16 protein-coding genes are annotated in these 16,950 nt (G+C 61.4%); 4 read left to right on the forward strand and 12 right to left on the reverse strand.

What is annotated here, in order from left to right; translation table 11 throughout:
- Positions 1-13 precede the first annotated feature (13 nt).
- From HUK72_RS22000 to HUK72_RS22030, 7 genes are all read right to left on the reverse strand, one after another.
- A complete protein-coding gene (locus HUK72_RS22000) occupies positions 14-1,168 on the reverse strand; it encodes a thiolase (RefSeq protein WP_176598663.1) in 1,155 nt (384 codons plus the stop codon).
- Positions 1,165-1,548: a Zn-ribbon domain-containing OB-fold protein gene (locus tag HUK72_RS22005; RefSeq protein WP_176590607.1), complete on the reverse strand. Its 384-nt coding sequence runs from the start codon at positions 1,546-1,548 to the stop codon at positions 1,165-1,167. Before HUK72_RS22005 ends, HUK72_RS22000 begins: the two co-directional genes overlap by 4 nt.
- On the reverse strand, positions 1,545-2,315 hold the full coding sequence (locus HUK72_RS22010; protein ID WP_176590608.1) for an SDR family NAD(P)-dependent oxidoreductase: 771 nt from the start codon (positions 2,313-2,315) through the stop codon (positions 1,545-1,547). Before HUK72_RS22010 ends, HUK72_RS22005 begins: the two co-directional genes overlap by 4 nt.
- Before the next feature lie 23 nt (positions 2,316-2,338).
- Positions 2,339-3,511 (reverse strand): serine hydrolase domain-containing protein, encoded by a 1,173-nt coding sequence (locus HUK72_RS22015; RefSeq protein ID WP_218036205.1) that lies wholly within the window; start codon positions 3,509-3,511, stop codon positions 2,339-2,341.
- 140 nt (positions 3,512-3,651) lie between these two features.
- A complete protein-coding gene (locus HUK72_RS22020; protein WP_176590610.1) occupies positions 3,652-4,527 on the reverse strand; it encodes a MaoC/PaaZ C-terminal domain-containing protein in 876 nt (291 codons plus the stop codon).
- Positions 4,524-5,825 (reverse strand): CaiB/BaiF CoA-transferase family protein, encoded by a 1,302-nt coding sequence (locus HUK72_RS22025; protein ID WP_176598664.1) that lies wholly within the window; start codon positions 5,823-5,825, stop codon positions 4,524-4,526. The genes HUK72_RS22020 and HUK72_RS22025 overlap by 4 nt, the downstream gene beginning before the upstream one ends.
- 114 nt (positions 5,826-5,939) lie before the next feature.
- Positions 5,940-8,204, reverse strand: coding sequence for a TonB-dependent receptor (locus tag HUK72_RS22030; protein WP_176598665.1), 2,265 nt, complete (start codon positions 8,202-8,204; stop codon positions 5,940-5,942).
- Positions 8,205-8,479: 275 nt separating this feature from the next.
- Between HUK72_RS22030 and HUK72_RS22035 the strand changes: the two genes are divergently transcribed.
- From HUK72_RS22035 to HUK72_RS22045, 3 genes are read left to right on the forward strand one after another with little or no spacing between them, the layout of a single operon-like run.
- The gene (locus tag HUK72_RS22035; protein WP_255325911.1) at positions 8,480-9,658 is read left to right on the forward strand and encodes an acyl-CoA dehydrogenase family protein; all 1,179 of its coding nucleotides are present in this window, start codon (positions 8,480-8,482) and stop codon (positions 9,656-9,658) included.
- A 5-nt stretch (positions 9,659-9,663) separates the two neighbouring features.
- The gene (locus tag HUK72_RS22040; protein WP_304413933.1) at positions 9,664-10,815 is read left to right on the forward strand and encodes a CaiB/BaiF CoA-transferase family protein; all 1,152 of its coding nucleotides are present in this window, start codon (positions 9,664-9,666) and stop codon (positions 10,813-10,815) included.
- Between the two features lie 48 nt (positions 10,816-10,863).
- On the forward strand, positions 10,864-12,024 hold the full coding sequence (locus HUK72_RS22045) for an acyl-CoA dehydrogenase family protein (protein WP_176598666.1): 1,161 nt from the start codon (positions 10,864-10,866) through the stop codon (positions 12,022-12,024).
- 93 nt (positions 12,025-12,117) lie between these two features.
- Here HUK72_RS22045 and HUK72_RS22050 read toward each other — a convergent pair whose 3' ends face one another.
- Both HUK72_RS22050 and HUK72_RS22055 read right to left on the reverse strand, forming a co-directional pair.
- A complete protein-coding gene (locus tag HUK72_RS22050; RefSeq protein ID WP_176598667.1) occupies positions 12,118-12,858 on the reverse strand; it encodes an SDR family NAD(P)-dependent oxidoreductase in 741 nt (246 codons plus the stop codon).
- A gap of 3 nt (positions 12,859-12,861) precedes the next feature.
- Positions 12,862-13,257: an EthD domain-containing protein gene (locus tag HUK72_RS22055; RefSeq protein WP_176590615.1), complete on the reverse strand. Its 396-nt coding sequence runs from the start codon at positions 13,255-13,257 to the stop codon at positions 12,862-12,864.
- A gap of 232 nt (positions 13,258-13,489) precedes the next feature.
- Between HUK72_RS22055 and HUK72_RS22060 the strand changes: the two genes are divergently transcribed.
- A complete protein-coding gene (locus tag HUK72_RS22060) occupies positions 13,490-14,053 on the forward strand; it encodes a carboxymuconolactone decarboxylase family protein (protein ID WP_176598668.1) in 564 nt (187 codons plus the stop codon).
- Positions 14,054-14,069: 16 nt separating this feature from the next.
- Here HUK72_RS22060 and HUK72_RS22065 read toward each other — a convergent pair whose 3' ends face one another.
- Genes HUK72_RS22065 through HUK72_RS22075 form a run of 3 tightly spaced genes read right to left on the reverse strand, consistent with a single transcriptional unit; the run spans position 14,070 to position 16,766 of the window.
- On the reverse strand, positions 14,070-15,365 hold the full coding sequence (locus tag HUK72_RS22065; protein ID WP_176598669.1) for an acyl-CoA dehydrogenase family protein: 1,296 nt from the start codon (positions 15,363-15,365) through the stop codon (positions 14,070-14,072).
- A 14-nt stretch (positions 15,366-15,379) separates the two neighbouring features.
- Positions 15,380-15,754: a DUF6285 domain-containing protein gene (locus tag HUK72_RS22070; RefSeq protein ID WP_176598670.1), complete on the reverse strand. Its 375-nt coding sequence runs from the start codon at positions 15,752-15,754 to the stop codon at positions 15,380-15,382.
- Complete coding sequence (locus tag HUK72_RS22075; protein WP_176598671.1) at positions 15,747-16,766, reverse strand: phosphotransferase family protein; 1,020 nt, start codon at positions 16,764-16,766, stop codon at positions 15,747-15,749. The genes HUK72_RS22070 and HUK72_RS22075 overlap by 8 nt, the downstream gene beginning before the upstream one ends.
- Positions 16,767-16,950 lie beyond the last annotated feature (184 nt).

Raw genomic sequence — 16,950 nt, forward strand, 5'->3', positions numbered from 1 at the left:
GCCCCGGAATGCGTCAAAGGGCGTTCGCTGTGCCCAGGATCGTCGTGACCTGGCTGGACAGCACGCCGCCATTGCCATGGCACAGGGCGATCTCGCTTCTGTCCTGCTGGCGTTCGCCGGCTTCGCGGCGCAGCTGCATCGTGGCCTCGACCAGCGTAAACAGGCCGTACATTCCCGGATGAACGCAGGAAAGTCCTCCGCCATTGGTGTTGACGGGTAACGACCCTCCCGGTGCGATGGCGCCGCTCGCTACAAATCGGCCGCCTTCGCCCTTGGGGCAGAAGCCCAGATCCTCCAGGAACAAGATCGTGTTGATCGTGAAGGCGTCGTAGAGTTGCACCACATCGACATCGGCTGGCGTCAGCCGGGCCTGTGCAAGGGCGCGGGGGCCCGACTGCGCGGCCCCGGTAACGGTAAGGTCGGGCATCTGCGCTATTTCGCGATGCGTCACCGCCGCCGCCGTTCCCAGCACATGGACGGGAGCCTTGCGGAGATGGGCAGCGCGATCGGCCCGCGTCATGACGATCGCGGCGGCGCCGTCGGTGACCAAGCAACAGTCCGAGACCCGTAACGGGGTGGCGACATATCGACTGGCAAGACAGTCTTCGATCGAGAGCGGGCCCTGGCGAAAGGCATCCGGGTTGAGATTGGCCCATTGGCGCGCAGAGACCGCCACCGACGCCAATTGCTCGGGCGTCGTGCCATAGACATGCATGTGGCGCGCCGCCGCGAGCCCATAGGCCATGACAGGCAGTCGCGGTTTGTAGGGCGCTTCGACAGGCGACGGACCGAATGCACTGACGAGGCCGCTGGACATGGTCCGCTGGTTGCTTCCATAAGCGATCAGGGCGACGTCGCAGGCGCCGGCGTCGAGCGCCAGGGCCGCATGTGCGACATGCGTCAGGAAGGCGGAGCCGCCGGTCCGGTTGTTTTCGGTCATCTTGGTCTGGATGCCCAGATATTCCGCGATCGTCAGGCCGGAATTGAAATCCTGCGGCAGTCCGGTGAACACCGCATCGACATCGCTGAGCTTGAGGCCCGCATCCTCGATGGCGAGCCGGCTGGCCATCGCGGCGAGATCGATGGCTTCATAGCCCGGCATTTCGCCGATGCCATAGGTCGCGGCGCCGACAATGGCGGTTCGGCCTCTTGGGAAAGCGTCGCTCATGCCTGTTTCTCCCGGCGGAACAGCAGGATCGGCTTTCCATCCTCCTCTCCGATAAATGCGGTTACCGGGTCGCCTATACAGCTTTCATGCGCAGGCGCATCCATGACCCGGCTCAGCAGGCGCGGTCCCTCTTCCAGTTCGATGATGGACAGGGTCTCGTCGGCCTCCGGCGGGCGTTTTGGAATGGTCGTGCTGGAATAGATCGTCCCCTTGCCGGACGCTTCCACCCATTCCAGATCCATGTCGCCGCTGCCCGGCGCGAACAGGCGCGGATAAAAGACATATTGCCCCGATGATCTGGACCTCTGGATCATGAAGTGGCCGGCGGCCAGTTGCTGAAAATAATAGGCGATCGGCGCCTGTTGTTGCGGCTCGCTCATACGCCGATCACCCATCCGCCATTCACGGACAGATGCTGTCCCGTTATATAGGCCGAGGCGTCCGACAGCAGGAAAGCGATGGAGCGCGCCGCCACATCCGGTTCCAGGAAATGGCCCAGCGGGATTTCCTCAAGATAACGCTCCCGGAAGCGTTCCTCCGTGCGCAGAGTCGTCGTCATCTCGGTGGCGACGACTCCGAACAATATGCTGTTCACCCGCACTTGATAGCGGGCGAGTTCGCGCGCGGCGCTCATCGTCAGGCCAAGGACGCCGGACTTGGCGGCGCCGTAATTGACCTGGCCCAACGTCCCCTTCCTGCCCGCGTCGGAGCTGATGTTCACGATGGCGCCCCCGATGCCGTTTTCCTTGAAACGCTGGACCATGTGCGTGGCGGCGGCCTGAAGGCAGACGAAACAGCCGGTCAGGTTGACGTCTATGACGTCGTCCCATTGCTGGCGGTCCATCTTCATCAACATGGCCGGGCGCGTGATGCCGGCATTGTTGACCAGCCCGTCGATCGCCCCGAACCGGTCGACGGTCGCCTGCATGGCCTGCTGGACGAAGGCTTCGTCGGAAACGCTGCCGGTCTGGACCAGGAGCCTGTCGGGATGCTGTTGCGCAAGCTCGTCAATGGGTTCGCGCCGCATGTCGATGACGGCGACGTTCGCGCCAAGGGACAGGGCTTTCCTGGCAACGGCCTGGCCGATTCCCTGTGCGCCGCCAGTGACCACGATGGTCCGGTTTTCCAGCGACATGTCGTTTGTCATGATATCTCTCCGTTGGTCCCGATTTACCTTATCCACACGCCGGAAGCGCGTGACCGATAGCCCAGGCATTTATAGGCGGCGTCGACCAGCGACTGGCCGCGTTCATTCAGCCATATCCCCGGCCCCATTTTGTTCATCGTGTAACCAAAGGACATGCCGGCGCCAGGATCGGCGAAACCGATGCTGCCGCCCGCGCCGACATGCCCGAAGGCGCGATCGCCCAGAACAGCGGACAGGATATGGCCGAGCGGCAGATGATGATTGTCCAGCGACTTCATGAAGCCCAGGGCAAAGCGTGTAGGGATTTGCAGGATGGCGTCGCGCTGGGTGGCCATCGACACCTGTCCCATCCGCGACACGAGATCGGCGGAATAGGGTCCGGCATCCGGCTGTGCCACCAGCGCGTAGAGGCGTGCAAGGCCGCGCGCATTGGTCACGCCGCCGGCTCCCCCCAGTTCGGCCCTGCGGGCGCGGGGCGTATCGGGGATGCAACGCCCCGTCTCCTCGTCGCGCAGCACAGGGCTGTAGCCTCCCGAATTGATCATGGCGCGCGCCGGCAGGCTTTCAGGCTGTTCAAGGCACATCCGCTCGAATTCGACGACGTTCGACATGTCGCGATGTTCAAACGGTTGGATATGCGCCACGCGATCCTCGTCCCCTTCCTTCTGCCCGATGGCGAAATCCAGCGCATAGGGTTCGGCAAGCTCCTCGCGGAAGAAGGCGCCCAGCGATTTGCCGGAAACCCGGCGCACCAGTTCGCCCACGGTCCATCCGAAGGTCAGCAGATGATATCCATTGCGCGTGCCGGGTTCCCAGAAGGGTTCTTCCCGCGCCAGCGCATCGACCATGAAATCCCAATCCTCGAACGCCCATTGGGACACGGGTTCGCGCAGGCCGGGCAGGCCCACGCTGTGGTTGAGCGCCATCAGGACGGTGGCGTCCTGCTTGCCGGCCTGAGCGAATTCGGGCCAGTAATGACTGATCGGCTTGTGCAGATCGAGTTCGCCGCGCTCGACAAGCATATGCGCGGCGAGGGCAGTCGCGCCCTTGGTTGCGGAAAAGACCAGCGAAACGGTATTTTCTTCCCAGGGCTTGGTTTCGCTCGCATTGCCGCCCCAAAGATCGACAACGGCGCGCCCCTGATGATGGATGCACAGACTGGCGCCGATTTCGCCCTTGTCCGTGAAATTTCGCATGAAGGCGTCTCGTATCGCCTCCCATCCGGGCGAGCAGATGCCAGAGACTAGGTGCGGTCGCAGCATGATCTTCCTCTCGTCATATCCTTTAGGGGTTCATAACTGACTCTGCATCGCAACGCGAAGGACGGGACCGGACATCACATATCTGGCGAAGGTCCAGCAGCCAGACGTGCCGTCCCACGGTCCAGCACGATGATATCGCGTTCGACGGATTTGCAGCGGAACCGGACATCTCGCCCCTGCCGCCATATTTCCGTCCTCAGCGTCTCGCCAGGATAGAAGGGCTTGCTGAAGCGCGCGGTGAAAAATTCAATCCGGTTGGCGTCTCCGTCCGCCGTCATGCGGGCCAGCGCCCGCCATGCATAGCCGTAGGTGGCAAGCCCGTGCAGGATCGGCCGGTCGAAACCCACTGTCCGTGCGGCCGCCGGGTCGGCGTGAAGCGGGTTGTAATCACCGTTAAGGCGATAGAGCAGGGCGGCCTGGTTCGGCACCGCCAGTTCCAGCTGGTCGTCCGGCGCGGTGGAGGGCAGGGCGGGGCCAGCCAGCGATGGCACGGTTTCATCGCCGCCAAAGCCGCCGTCTCCAGCAAGAAGCCAGGACATCACGGCTGTCGCGACAGGGTCCGGTTCACCCTGCGCAAATATATTCTTTGTGATATGGAGCATGGCGCCGCGATCCGGCCCCCGATCCTGAAGCCCGGTGAAGCTATATTCCGCCCGAATGTCGATATCCGCCTTTATCGGGCGGAAAACCCGCAGCGACTGTTCGGCATGCAGGATGCGACGCCAGTCGATTTCCAATTCGGGCGTGTTCGTCCATTGTTCGAAGCGCCCGAGCACGAGCGCCACGGCTGGATGGACCTTCAGCCTGCCCTCATAGACATAGTCCAGCTCTTCCGAGCGTTCCGGATCGCTGCCATAACCAAGTCCAAGGGCGTAGAGCATGGCATCACGCGCCGTAAACCGCTCCTGCGCTGATGGAATGCTGAAACGCCGGAAGGCTTCGATGTTCATGTTTCCGCCTGCTTGTACCTATTGTGCTCACGCCCCGCACTATCGGCATCGCACGCGCCGTAAAGCGAGGCTATTTCCTCTTCCGTCAGGTCAAAATACTCATGCAATATTTCGGCGGTGTGCTCCCCCGGTGCGGGCGGAGGCCGGCGATAGGATGCAGGAGATGAAGAAAAGCGCAGCGGGCTGGCGATCGTCCTGACCGGTATTCCGGCGTCGCGGTCCATGGAAACAAGGATTTCCCGGGCAATGACCTGCGGGTCCAGTTCCAGATCTTCCATCTTGTTTATCGGCCCGCATGACACGGTCGCTGCATTGAGAAGATCGGTCCATTCGGCGCGCGTCCGTCCTCGGAGGGCTTGTGTCACAAACTGCTTGAGCGTTTCGCGATTGGCTACCCGCGCCTCGTTCTGTGCGAAACGGGGGTCCTCTATCCATTCCTCATGCCCCAGAGCTTTTGCAAGGCGGACAAATTCGCGGTCGCTGAAAGTGGCGATGATAAGATGGCCATCGTCCACCTCGAATATCCCATAAGGCGCTGCGCTTGGATGATCGTTGGATGTCAGCCCGATCGAATGCTGGCTGTTCAACCAGGCCGATGTTGGGTTCAACATGCTCGCGATGGCGGATTCGAAGAGGGATATGTCGATATGCTGCCCTTCACCCGTCCGGTCCCTGTGCCGGATCGCAGCGATGATCGCGGTCGCCGCGTTCATGCCGGAGAGGATGTCGACCAGCGGGATGCCGACACGCATGGGGCCGCCGCCCGGCATGTCCTCCGGATGCCCGGTCACGGTCATTAGTCCGCTCATGCCTTGCGCGAGATAGTCATAGCCCGATCGGGAAGAATAGGGACCATCCTGGCCGAAGCCTGACAGGGAACAATAAATCAACCCGGGATTGAGCTGCTTCAGATTCTCATAGTCCAACCCATATTTGCGCAGGGTTCCCGGCCGGAAATTTTCGACAAACACGTCGCAACGCTTTGCCATTTCCCGCAGGATTTCGCACCATCTGGGATTGGAAAAATCCACGGTCATGGACCGTTTGTTGCGATTGACCGAATGATAGTAAGTCGAATCCTTCAGTTTCGCCTCTGCCCCGCCGGGCATCCATGGCGGGCCGATATGGCGGGAATCGTCGCCGCCATTGGGCCTTTCGATTTTCACTATGTCCGCGCCAAGATCGCCGATGATCTGGGTCGCCAGCGGACCGGCTATCACCCGGGTCAGATCGAGGACGCGAATATCCGCCAGCGGGCCGGGGCGTTCGATGTCGTGGGATGTTGCATTGCCAGCCATGAAAGCCTCACAGACGCTGATATGTCGGAGCAGGGGTATTACGGTGGCCCGTCGCCGCCGCCACGGGAATAGCCGTGGACGACAACGCGCAGGCGAGGCGGGGGAGGGGGATCATCAGAAATCGAGCTTGGCCGTGACGCCGATGGAGCGGGGACGCCCCCGCCAGTTCAGGTCGTTGCCGAAGGACTGTTCGGTATTCTGGCCCTGGCTGTAATAAAGCTTGTTGGCCAGATTCCGGACATAGGCGCCCAACGTGATGTGGCCGGTCGAATAGGTGAGGTTGGCGTCGACCAGCGCATAGGCCTTCTGCCCTTCCACCAGCAGCTTCCCTAAGCTCGTTTCACCATTTTCAGGATCGAAGAATATCTGGCTGCTGTAGGAAATATTCGTGTCGATGGTCAGCTTGCGGTCGCCCTCGTTGATCAGGGCATATTGCACGCCGCCGACGGCCGAGAATTTCGGCGCGGACGGGAAGCGGTTGCCGCCCACATTCCAGCTGTTGACGATCTGATCGGGTCCATTGTCATATCGCGAATTGAGTGCGCTGAGCGAGAACGACGCGTTTAGCCGCGAGGACAGCCGTGCATTGGCCTGGGCCTCCACCCCATAGACGCGCCCGTCGAGTCCGGTCAGGCCGGGATAGCTGATGCCCGGCGATGTCGGCGTGGCGGGAATGTTGAATTGAGTCAGGACCTGCTGGTTCTTGATCTTGGTATAATATCCCGTGATGTTCAGCTGGACGTCGCCGCCCGCCAGCCTCAGCTTCGTGCCGAGCTCGAAGTTGTCGACCTTTTCCGGGCCAACATAGCTCAGCTCGGCGGGGGAAAAGAACTGGACTCCATTGAATGCGCCATTGCGATAGCCATGGCTGTAGCTTGCATAGATCATGCTGCCGTTGAACTTGTAGGTGGCGATGGCGCGTCCGCTCAGCCCGTCGGACTTGCGAGTGACATCGGGATAGTAGCTGTTCGGCACATAGGGGCCGAAGCTCGGGATGGTCATGCCGATCGGGTCGCCATACAGGGCGTCCAGCAGCAGCGTGCGCATCTTCGAGATGCGGGTGCGATCCCATGTCTGGCGGACGCCGCCCGTCAGTTCGAAGCTGTCGGCGACCGCGATGGTGGCATCGGCAAAGGCGCCATAGGTCCTGCGATCCTGTTCGAAGCTGTTTTCCAGGAAGGTGGTGCCCGCAAAGCCGACATTGGACGTGAGATCGAAACTGTCCTTTGCGTAGAAGGCGCCCGCGGTAAGCGTCAGCAGGTCGTTCTTCAACTGGCCGCGAACGTCCTGACTGAACTGGTCCCCGCGAGAGGCGAAGTTCGCGATGCACAGATCGGACGGTGACCCGTCGCAATCGTTGCGCAGAATGGATTTGCTCTTCTGGTAGGACGTGATGGATGTCATCTTGACGTCGCCCAGTGTCTTGTTGATGGTCAGGCCGCTTTGCCAGGAACTGGCCTCCGGATCGCGATTATAGCTGAGTTCTGCTTCTCGATTGCTCAAGCCGCTCCGGGAATAGCCGCCGAAATTCGTGTGACCTGGCAAGATGCCGTCGCTGAACCCGGAGGATATGGTTCCATCGAAGTCGTTGGCGTAGAATTTGAGTTCGATATCCGTTGTGTCGTCGGGACGGAACAGCAGGGTAGCGCGGCCTTGGGTCGAGGTCGAATCGCCATAATAGCGTGGGCCGGAAGTGCCCACGTTCCGGATGAACCCATGCTGACTTTCGCGGAAAACGGCGAGGCGCAGGCCCAGCACATCGTCGATGACGGTGATGTCGCTGGCCGCTTCCGTCAGGAAACGGTTGAAGCTGCCATAACCCAACCGAACATAGCCGTTCATCTCGCCCTTCGCGAGCTTGGGGTCGTTGGAGATGAAGCTCACCGCGCCGCCTGTTGTGTTACGTCCGTAAAGCGTGCCCTGCGGCCCCTTGAGTACCTCGACGCGGGCAAGGTCGAACATCTGGACGCCCGGCGCGGGCAGATAGGTCTGATAGATTTCGTCCATATAGGTGCCGACCGGCTGTTGGACGTTGAGGTTGTACTGATTGGCCGGCCCGATGCCGCGAATGGTGAATGCTGACGCAAGCGTGGTCCCGTAGGAAGACGCCGCCTTCAGGTCCGGCACGAGCGCGCGGACTTCGTCCAGGGCCGTGATCTGGCGGTTCTGCAATTCCTCGCCGCCGACCGCCGAAATGGCCTGGGGAATGGAATTGATGTTTTCGGCGCGGCGTTGCGCGGTGACGATGATGTCGCCAACGCCGAGGGGCGCTGCCGATCCATCCTGTTCCGCTGCCGTCTGCCCATGGGCCAGGCCCGAAAGCGCGAAGGTCGAGGCCATCGAAATCGTGCCGAGCGCGCGAATGAGTACATGTTTCATCTAACATCCTCCCGAGATATTTATCGCGGCCTTAATCGGCCTGTAGGTCGGTCAGGACAATTCGAAATGCGGATGGTGCGCGATCCATCAAATATATGATGTCACCGAATTGGGCGCTTCACGGATGCCGCGCCATTCATCGACCATTACATCACAAATATATTGTTTGCCCGAATTTCTGGTCAAAGCGGATCGGCTGGCCTAATCGCAAAAGCATCCGGTCCCATGTTTCGGACGGCCGGTTCATTGATGCATGGACAGTCCAGAAAGCGAAAATGATGCTGCCGCGCGATTTCACTGAAGAACAGGGAATGTTCCGCCAGACCTACCGCCGTTTCCTGACGGAAGAGGTGGTCCCTCACATGGAGCAATGGAGGAAGGATGGCATCGTCGACCGCTCCCTCTTTCAGAAGGCGGGCGAGCAGGGCCTGCTCATGATCTGGCCGGACGAGAAATATGGCGGCATCGGTGATCGGGACTTCCGGTTCGAGCAGATCATCATCGAGGAAAACGCCTATGCGCGGACCGCCGATTGGTATTGTACGCTGCATTCGCGGCTGGTCGCGCCCTATTTCACGCGCTTCGGGACCGAGGCGCAGCTTGATCGGTTCCTGCCCGACTTCGTGTCGGGCAGGAAAATTCTTGCGATCGCCATGTCGGAACCTGCCGCCGGCAGCGACCTGGCCGCGATCAAGACGCGCGCGGTGGAGCATGACGATCATTGGGTGCTGAACGGCGCCAAAACCTATATCTCCAACGGGATCAACGCCGATGTCGTGGTCGTCGCCGCCAAGACGGGGGAGCCGGATCAGAAGCATCACATGACGCTGTTCGTTGTCGAGCGCGGCATGGACGGTTTCGAGCGGGGTCGCAAGCTGGCGAAGATGGGCAAGATGGCCCAGGACACGGCGGAACTCTATTTCAACGACGTGCGTGTGCCCAAGGAAAATGTCCTCGGCCGGGTCGGTGAAGGCTTCAAGCACCTTATGGTGGGCCTTGCCGAAGAGCGGCTGATCGGATCGACCGGCTATCTTGCGGCGGCGCAACTGTCGTGGGACCTGACCCGCGATTTTGTGCTGGATCGGCATGTCTTCGGGCGTCCGCTCGCGGACAAGCAGAATACGCAGTTCAAAATGGCGGAGATGCGTACCCGCCTTGATGTCGCTCAATGCTATCTGGACCAGTGTGTGCGGTCCTTCAACGCGGGCCAGTTGACCGCAGAGGACGCGGCGAGAGTTAAGCTGACGACCAGCGAACTCGCTATCGATGCGGCTGATCTGGGCGTGCAGTTGCATGGTGGCGCCGGCTATATGGATGAATATCCGATAAGCCGCCAATATACCGATGCGCGGATCGCGACCATCTATGCCGGCAGTTCCGAGATCATGAAGATGATCATCGCGCGCGAGATGCTGTCCGATCGCTATCAGCCGTTCAACATCCGCAATTTTTGATGGCCATGACAGCGAAGGATATGCAGCAGATGGGGCCGTTGACCGGATTCAGGATCGTGGAACTGGCAGGCATCGGCCCTGCGCCGATGGCGACGATGATGCTCGCCGACATGGGGGCGGAGGTGATCCGCATCGAACGGCCCGGTGCGCAACCGCTCAGCCAGAAAACCGACGTCAGCCTGCGGGGGAAGAAGTCGGTCGCGCTCGATATCAAGGATACCGCGCATCGCGAAGCTTTGATGCGCATCGTCGATGAGGCCGACGCCCTGATCGACCCCTATCGTCCCGGCGTGTGCGAAAAGCTGGGCATCGGTCCCGAAGCTTGTCTCGCGCGCAATCCACGCCTCGTTTTCGCGAGGATGACCGGATGGGGGCAGGAAGGCCCGCTTGCCCAGTCCGCCGGCCATGACATCAACTATATTGCGCTGTCCGGCGCGTTGCGCGCTTTTGCCAGGAAGGGGGAACGGCCGCTCGCACCGCTCAATCTGGTCGGCGACATGGGCGGTGGCGGCATGCTGGCGGCCATGGGCATATTGGCGGCGATGTTGGAGGCGCAGCGTTCGGGTGCGGGACAGGTCGTCGACTGCGCGATGGTGGATGGCGCCGCGCAGCAGCTCTGGTTGATGCACAGCCTGCGCGCAGGCGGCGCCTGGATCGATGAGCCTGAATCCAATCTGCTGGATGGCGGCGCCTATTTCTATGACAGCTTCACCTGCGCGGATGGCAAATATGTCGCCATCGGCGCTATCGAGCCTCAGTTTCACCGCCAGTTGATCGAGCGGCTTGGCCTCGATCCCGCTCAGTTCGATCAAAGCGACCGCGACGGCTGGCCGCGCCAGAAGGAATTGATCGCGGAGCGCATTGCGATGAAGAGCCGCGACGAATGGGCCGCGATCATGGAGGGTTCGGACGCCTGCCTGGCGCCCATTCTGGATTTTGAGGAATCCTTCGCCCATCCGGCGAATGTGGCGCGAAATGTGTTCGTGGAGGTCGATGGGGTCATGCAGGCCGCGCCAGCGCCGCGCTTTTCCCGCACGCCATCCCATATTGCGCACGGCTCCCGCCCGATTGGTGCCGACAGCGTCCAAGTGCTTCGTTCGATAGGATATGACGACCGGGCGATCGCTGCGCTCGGCATTGACTCCTTACAGGACTGACATCGCCCTTTTGGGGCAAATCGACCATCATGACGATAGAGTGAGACGATGGACTTCACACTGAACGACGATCAACAATCCCTGCAGGAAGCCGCCCGCAATTTCGCGCGCAACGAATTGCCCGATATCGCGCGCGATCTGGAGAACCGAAATGCGCCGCCATCGCAGGAGTTGATCCGGCGCTATGCTGAGCAGGGCTTTCTGGGCGTCAATGTCGCGCCTGAATATGGGGGCCTTGGCCTTGGCAATCTGGAAGCTCTCATCGTTGTAGAGGAGTTCGCCAAGATTTCCTCCGCCGTGGCCTTTCCGATCTTCGAATCCTGCGTGGGCCCGGTGCGCGCGATTGAGCATTTCGGCAGCGAAGCGCTCAAGCGCCGTGTGATTCCGAAAGTGTGTAGAGGCGAGATCGTCGTTGCTGTCTCCATGTCGGAACCCGATGCGGGCAGCGCGTTGACGGACCTCAAGACGCGGGCGGAGATTCGTGGCGACGAAGTGGTGTTGAACGGCACGAAACGTTGGTGCTCGGGTGGCGGCCATGCCGACGGCTATGTGGTTTATTGCCGCATGTCCGACGATCCCGGCGCCAAGGGGATCGGCGCGGTCTATGTGGAAAAGGACGCGCCGGGCCTGACATTCGGGCCGAATGAAACGCTGATGGGATTTCGCGGCGTTCCTTCCAGCGACCTTTATTTCGACGATGCCCGCGTGCCGCGCGAAAACATCATTGTTCCGGCCGGCGGCTTCCGCAAATTGATGGAAGCCTTCGATCTGGAACGCTGCGGCAATGCGACCATGTCGCTTGGCCAGGCATCGGGCGCGCTGGAGGATGTGCTGGCCTATGTCCAGGAACGCCGGCAGTTCGGAAAGCCGATCGTGGATTTCCAGGCCGTGCAGCTGCGCCTTGCGGAAATGCAGATGCGCGTCGATGCGGCTCGCCTGCTGATCTATCGCGCGGCGGCCAATTCGGAAAAGGGTCTGCCGTCGGTGTTGGAATCGTCGCTCGCCAAATGTTTCGCCAATGAAATTTCGCGCGAAGTGACGGGCCATGCGGTGCAGTTGATGGGCGCTTATGGCTATTCCAGCGAGTTTCCGATGGAACGGCGGTTGCGCGATGCCTGGGGTTGGGGGATCGCGGGCGGCGCTATCGACATACAAAAGACGAATATTACCAGCGCCATGATCGGCCGGCGTTTCGATCAGCGCGGCTGAACGCAATGACCGGCGCAGCGCGCAAATGATGCGACAACAAAAGGGGTGAGCATGCGTCTCCGTGCCCGATGAGTTCATCGGGCTCGGAGTCCCTCAACTTATACCGAAGCCGCCATCGACACGGAGCTCCGCGCCGGTGACATAGCTGCTTTCGTCGGACAGCAGGTACAGCGCCGCGCCGACGATTTCCCGCGTCGCGGCCGTCCGGCCGAGGGGCACCATTTGCGCGCCCATCTCCAGGCCATGTCCTCCCGATGCATCGTGCAGCAATTTGGTGTCGAAAAAGCCCGGATGGATCACATTGACCCGGATATTGTCCGGGGCAAGTTCTGCCGAAGCGGAACGCGACATGCCGACAATCGCGCCTTTCGTCGCCCCATAGACGGCCTGTTGTGGGATAGCCTTGACGAAACTGACGGAACCGATGTTGATGATCGAACCGCCACCCGCGGCTCGCATCGGCCCGACGACATGCTTCATTCCCAGCAAAGGACCCAGCTGGTTGACGCGGAACACGGCTTCGGCCGTATCCGCGCTGATATTCTCTATGGCGGACAGTTCCGGACGGCCGGCATTGTTGACCAGCGATGTGATGGCGCCGAAGCGTTCCAGCGTGCCGCTGACAACCCGCTCCCAATCGCGTTCATCCGCCACGTCCATCGGCATGTAGATGGCATGGTCGTCCAGCGACGCGGCGATTGACCGGCCCGCCGCGCCGTCCCTGCCGCCGATGACGACCCGCGCGCCTTCCGCCACGCATGCACGCGCAATCGCTTCGCCCATGCCACGCGTGCCGCCGGTTACGATGACGACCTTGTCAGCCAGCCGGGACATGGTTCAGCACCTGCCGCCGATGGAGGCGAGATGATCGGTGCGCAATTCCGGCAATTGCGACACGCATTCTTCCGCGAGCAGGAAGCGATTGCGGCTGCGGTCGAAGAAATTCTCCTCATCCTCCTCGAACGCCTGTTTCAGGGCAGGCTCCGTCAGCAGGAGCATCGCCTCCTCGAAAGAGGCCCGGTCGTCATACCACATCTCGGTAATGACATCGAATTCGGGCTCGACCAGCTGGCCCGTGAACGGTTCGCGATAGGCCTCCAGATAGGTGCGGCTGTAACGGCGCAACTGCGGCACATAACGGGCCATCTGGCTGTGACGATTTTCATAATAGTCCCGGAAATCCTGCATCGACATGCCCGACTTGCGTTTGAACAGTCCTATGGTCTTGAACATCGATGCTCTCCTGGGCTTCCGGTGCGCGAGCCCGGCTTTGCCAGGTCCCGCAGCCAGCGATGGCGGTGCGGAACAAATCGACTGCATTTCGCGAGGATTGTCGACTGGCCGTTCAGTTCGACTTCCATTCATCATGCAGGTGATTTCGGCATGCGGACTTTGACGAAGTATGAAAGGCGGGCGGATAAACGCGCCGTTGCAGCATATCAGATGAAATTCGAAGGAGAAGGTCATGACGCGCATAAGCACCGTGGACAGTCCAGACCATCCGGTCGCGAACGTTCTGGACCATGTCGATGCCGTGCTGTCCCATCGGCCCGACGCGCTCGCCGCCATGAAGGGGCTGGCCGAAAAGATCCTGACGACCGGGACATTGCCGGGGCGCCTCATGGAACTGGTCCGCCTGCGCATCGGCTTTCACAATCAGTGCCGGACCTGCATGGCCGTCCGCTATCAGCCCGAAGATGTGGTGACGGAGGATCTGGTCTGCTCGCTCGAACGGCCGGAGGAGGCGGATGATCTGACGGATCACGAGCGTGCGGCGCTGCGTTTCGCCGACCTGCTGGCCGTCAATCATTTCGGGATCGACGACAGGGCATATGATGAGTTGCGGCGCTATTTCAGCGATGGCGAGATCGTCGAACTGGGCATGTATTGCGCCTATTGCGTCGGTTTCGGCCGCTTCTTCGCAACGCTCAAGGTCACGGAAATGCTGGTCGACACCTTCCGGGTACCCGGCGACGGTGAACGGGTCACGCCTTGGGGCCATGACCGGGTCGAGCGCCCTCTGGGCTGAGGGCGCTGGCCCGGCTTCAGCGCGGCGGCGGAATCTGGCCCTTGCGGGGGCCGAGATAGCCGAACAGATAGCTGGCGACCTTTCGCATCTGGATTTCCTCAGACCCTTCCGTGATGCGATAGCGGCGATGGTGGCGATAGATATGCTCGAAGGGCTTGTGGCGTGAATAGCCGATGCCGCCATGCACCTGCATGGCCCGGTCCGCCGCCTCGCAACAGAGGCGGTTTGCCCAATAATTGCACATGCTGACCTTGTCGGAGATGCGCTTTTCCACTTCGGGATGCGGCATCTGGTCCATTTCCCAGGCGGTCTTGCGGATCAACAGGCGCAGCATCTCGATCTGCGTCGCTAGTTCGACCAGCGGCCACTGGATCGCTTGGTTGCGGGCCAGTTCCTCGCCGAACGGCTTGCGCGCGCGGGCATAGCGCACAGATTCCTCGACGCAATAAGCGGCGGCGCCCAGAGAGGAGGCGGCCTGCCTGATGCGGTTTTCGTGCACGAATGCCTGGGCCAGCGCCAGGCCGCGATCAGGCGGACCGAAAATGCAGCTGTCGTCGACCCACAGGTTGGAAAAACTGACCCGGGGATGGTCTGTCGGCATGTTGAACGTCCAGAGATATTCCTCGACCGTGATGCCCGGCGTGTCGGTGGGGACAAGAAAGGCGGTTATGCCTTTCGCGTCGCCATCGTCGCCGGCGGTCCTGGCGAAGATGATGACATGCGTCGCGCTGTGCATGCCCGTGGTCCACATCTTGCCGCCGTCGATCCGCCATCCGGCCTTGCCGTCGCGCATTTCCGGAACGGCCCGCGTTTCCATGTGCGTCGCGTCAGAACCATGATCGGGCTCGGTCAGGCCGAACGCCAGGAACAGCTTGCGATCCAATATTCCGGGGATGAAGACGTCCTTTTGCTCGGGCGATCCGAAATCGCGCAGCATGATGACCGACGGGAAATTGCCGACGACCGAATGTTCGTTCTGAAGGTCGTTGTGCAAACCGAGCCCGCGCGAGGCCAGATGCTCGCGGATGACGGTCATCCACAGGTTCGATCCATTGCTGCCGCCATATTCGCTGGGCAGGGCGAAGCGCAGGAAGCCCGCCTTGTCGGCGCGCCGCTTGGCTTCCTCCAGTAACGCTTCCCACTCATGGCGGGGCAGGCCGCCTTCCTCGAAATTTGTCCGCGCCCATTCCCGGCGATGATCGAAGAAGCGGATATTGTCATCGGCTTCTTCGAGAGGCTCGATCTCGCTTTCGATGAAGGCGTCGATCTTCGCAAGATATTGGGTCAGTTCATCGGGAAGTGAGAAATCCATGCCATGCCTCTCCATCAGTCTTTGTCGTCGGACAATGTCCGTAAGGTGGGATAGTTGGGCTGGTCGATGCGGATCTTCTCCAGCGTCGTTTCCCAAAGATGCGCCGCGACCTGCGCGTTCATGCCGTCGGCGCCTTTTTCGCGCAGCTGGACGCAAAGCGCCTCGTTCAGCGCTTCCAGATCTCCGTCCATTTCCAGAAGCGCCTGAAGCCGGGCGCGTTCCCGGGTCTCGCTCACCTTGCCCAGCGACAATTCGCGCTGGACGAGGCCAAGCGCGTTGATCGCGACGCGGACCTCGAACTGCTTGCGGGCGGGCAGATGCTCGATCACGCCGCGCAGGGTAGCGATGACGGCGGTCAGGAAGTCGTCAGGACTGGGACGATCAAGCATGGGCCATGCCTCCGCCGTGCGGGCGCGGAACATTCAGCGCCATCAGAAGGTCCAGTTCCGTTTCGGATGCGCGTCGCGCGATCACATGACGCTCCAGCGAGCGATCCACGCCGTCCAGCACCCATTGCCCCATATCGGCGCACATCCCGCCCCATCGCAGCAATGAAACGATGCTCCAGAAACGAAAGCGCACCGGATCGATGCCGCGCCCGGATGCGGCGGTATAGGCGTTTTCCAGATCCGCGAACTGCCCGATCCCGCCGACCGGCTTGTCGAGGGCGCCGAACCGCCAGCTTGGCATGCAAAGCCAGGCAAGATCCTCGACCGGATCGCCGACATGGCAGACCTCCCAGTCAAGCACACCGGCGATAGAGTCTGGCCCGAGCATCAGGTTGCCGGTGCGAAAATCGCCGTGGACCAGTGCCGGTTGATCGACCGGCGGAGGCATGTTGTCGGCCAGCCAGCGGAAGGCATATTCGAACACGGGCCGCTGGATCGATGTCTGGCGATAGCGGCTTTCGAGGTCGGCGACCATCGTGGCCGGCTGATGCAGCGGCAGGCCGAGATTCTGCCAGTCGAGCGCGTGAATGGCGGCAAGAATATGCCCGGCGTCCTGGGCGTAATTTTCCCGCGCTGTGGCATGGGCAGGGTCGCGCATGATCTGCTGGGGAAGCGCCTCACCCTCGATGAAGGTCATGACCAATGCGGTGCCGATCCCGTCGTCAGGGGTGAATGTGTGGCGGATTTGGGGTACGGGCAGCTGCGCCTTGCCGGCGTGGGCGATGACGGCCGCCTCGCGCAGCAGGCCGATGCCGCGGCCGTCGGCGCTCCTGCCATCGGGTTCGCGGCGCAGGATCAGCCTTTCGCCCCGTCCGTCGCCCGTTATTTCGAAAAGCCACGTTTCCATGCTTGCGCCGCCGGACAATTGCCGCAGCCCCCCTATGGCCCCCCCGCCCGGAGCAAGCTGCTGCGCTTTCGCGGACAAGGCCGCAAGAATTGTCGCGCCGTCCATCAGCCGTTCCCGAAGCTGGATGCGTTGTGCCGGGAAAGCGCCAAAGCGCGGCGGGGACAGCGTATGGTCATTTTTCGATGAACAGGCTGGCCAGCCACATCTTCTCTCCTTCTTCCGCTTCGTTGTCGGCCCGTATCGCCGTTGAAGAAAAGGCTATACAGCGCGCACCTGCAACAGCACGCTA

The sequence above is a fragment of the Sphingobium sp. 15-1 genome (genome assembly GCF_013375535.1).
GTDB lineage: Bacteria > Pseudomonadota > Alphaproteobacteria > Sphingomonadales > Sphingomonadaceae > Sphingobium > Sphingobium aromaticivastans.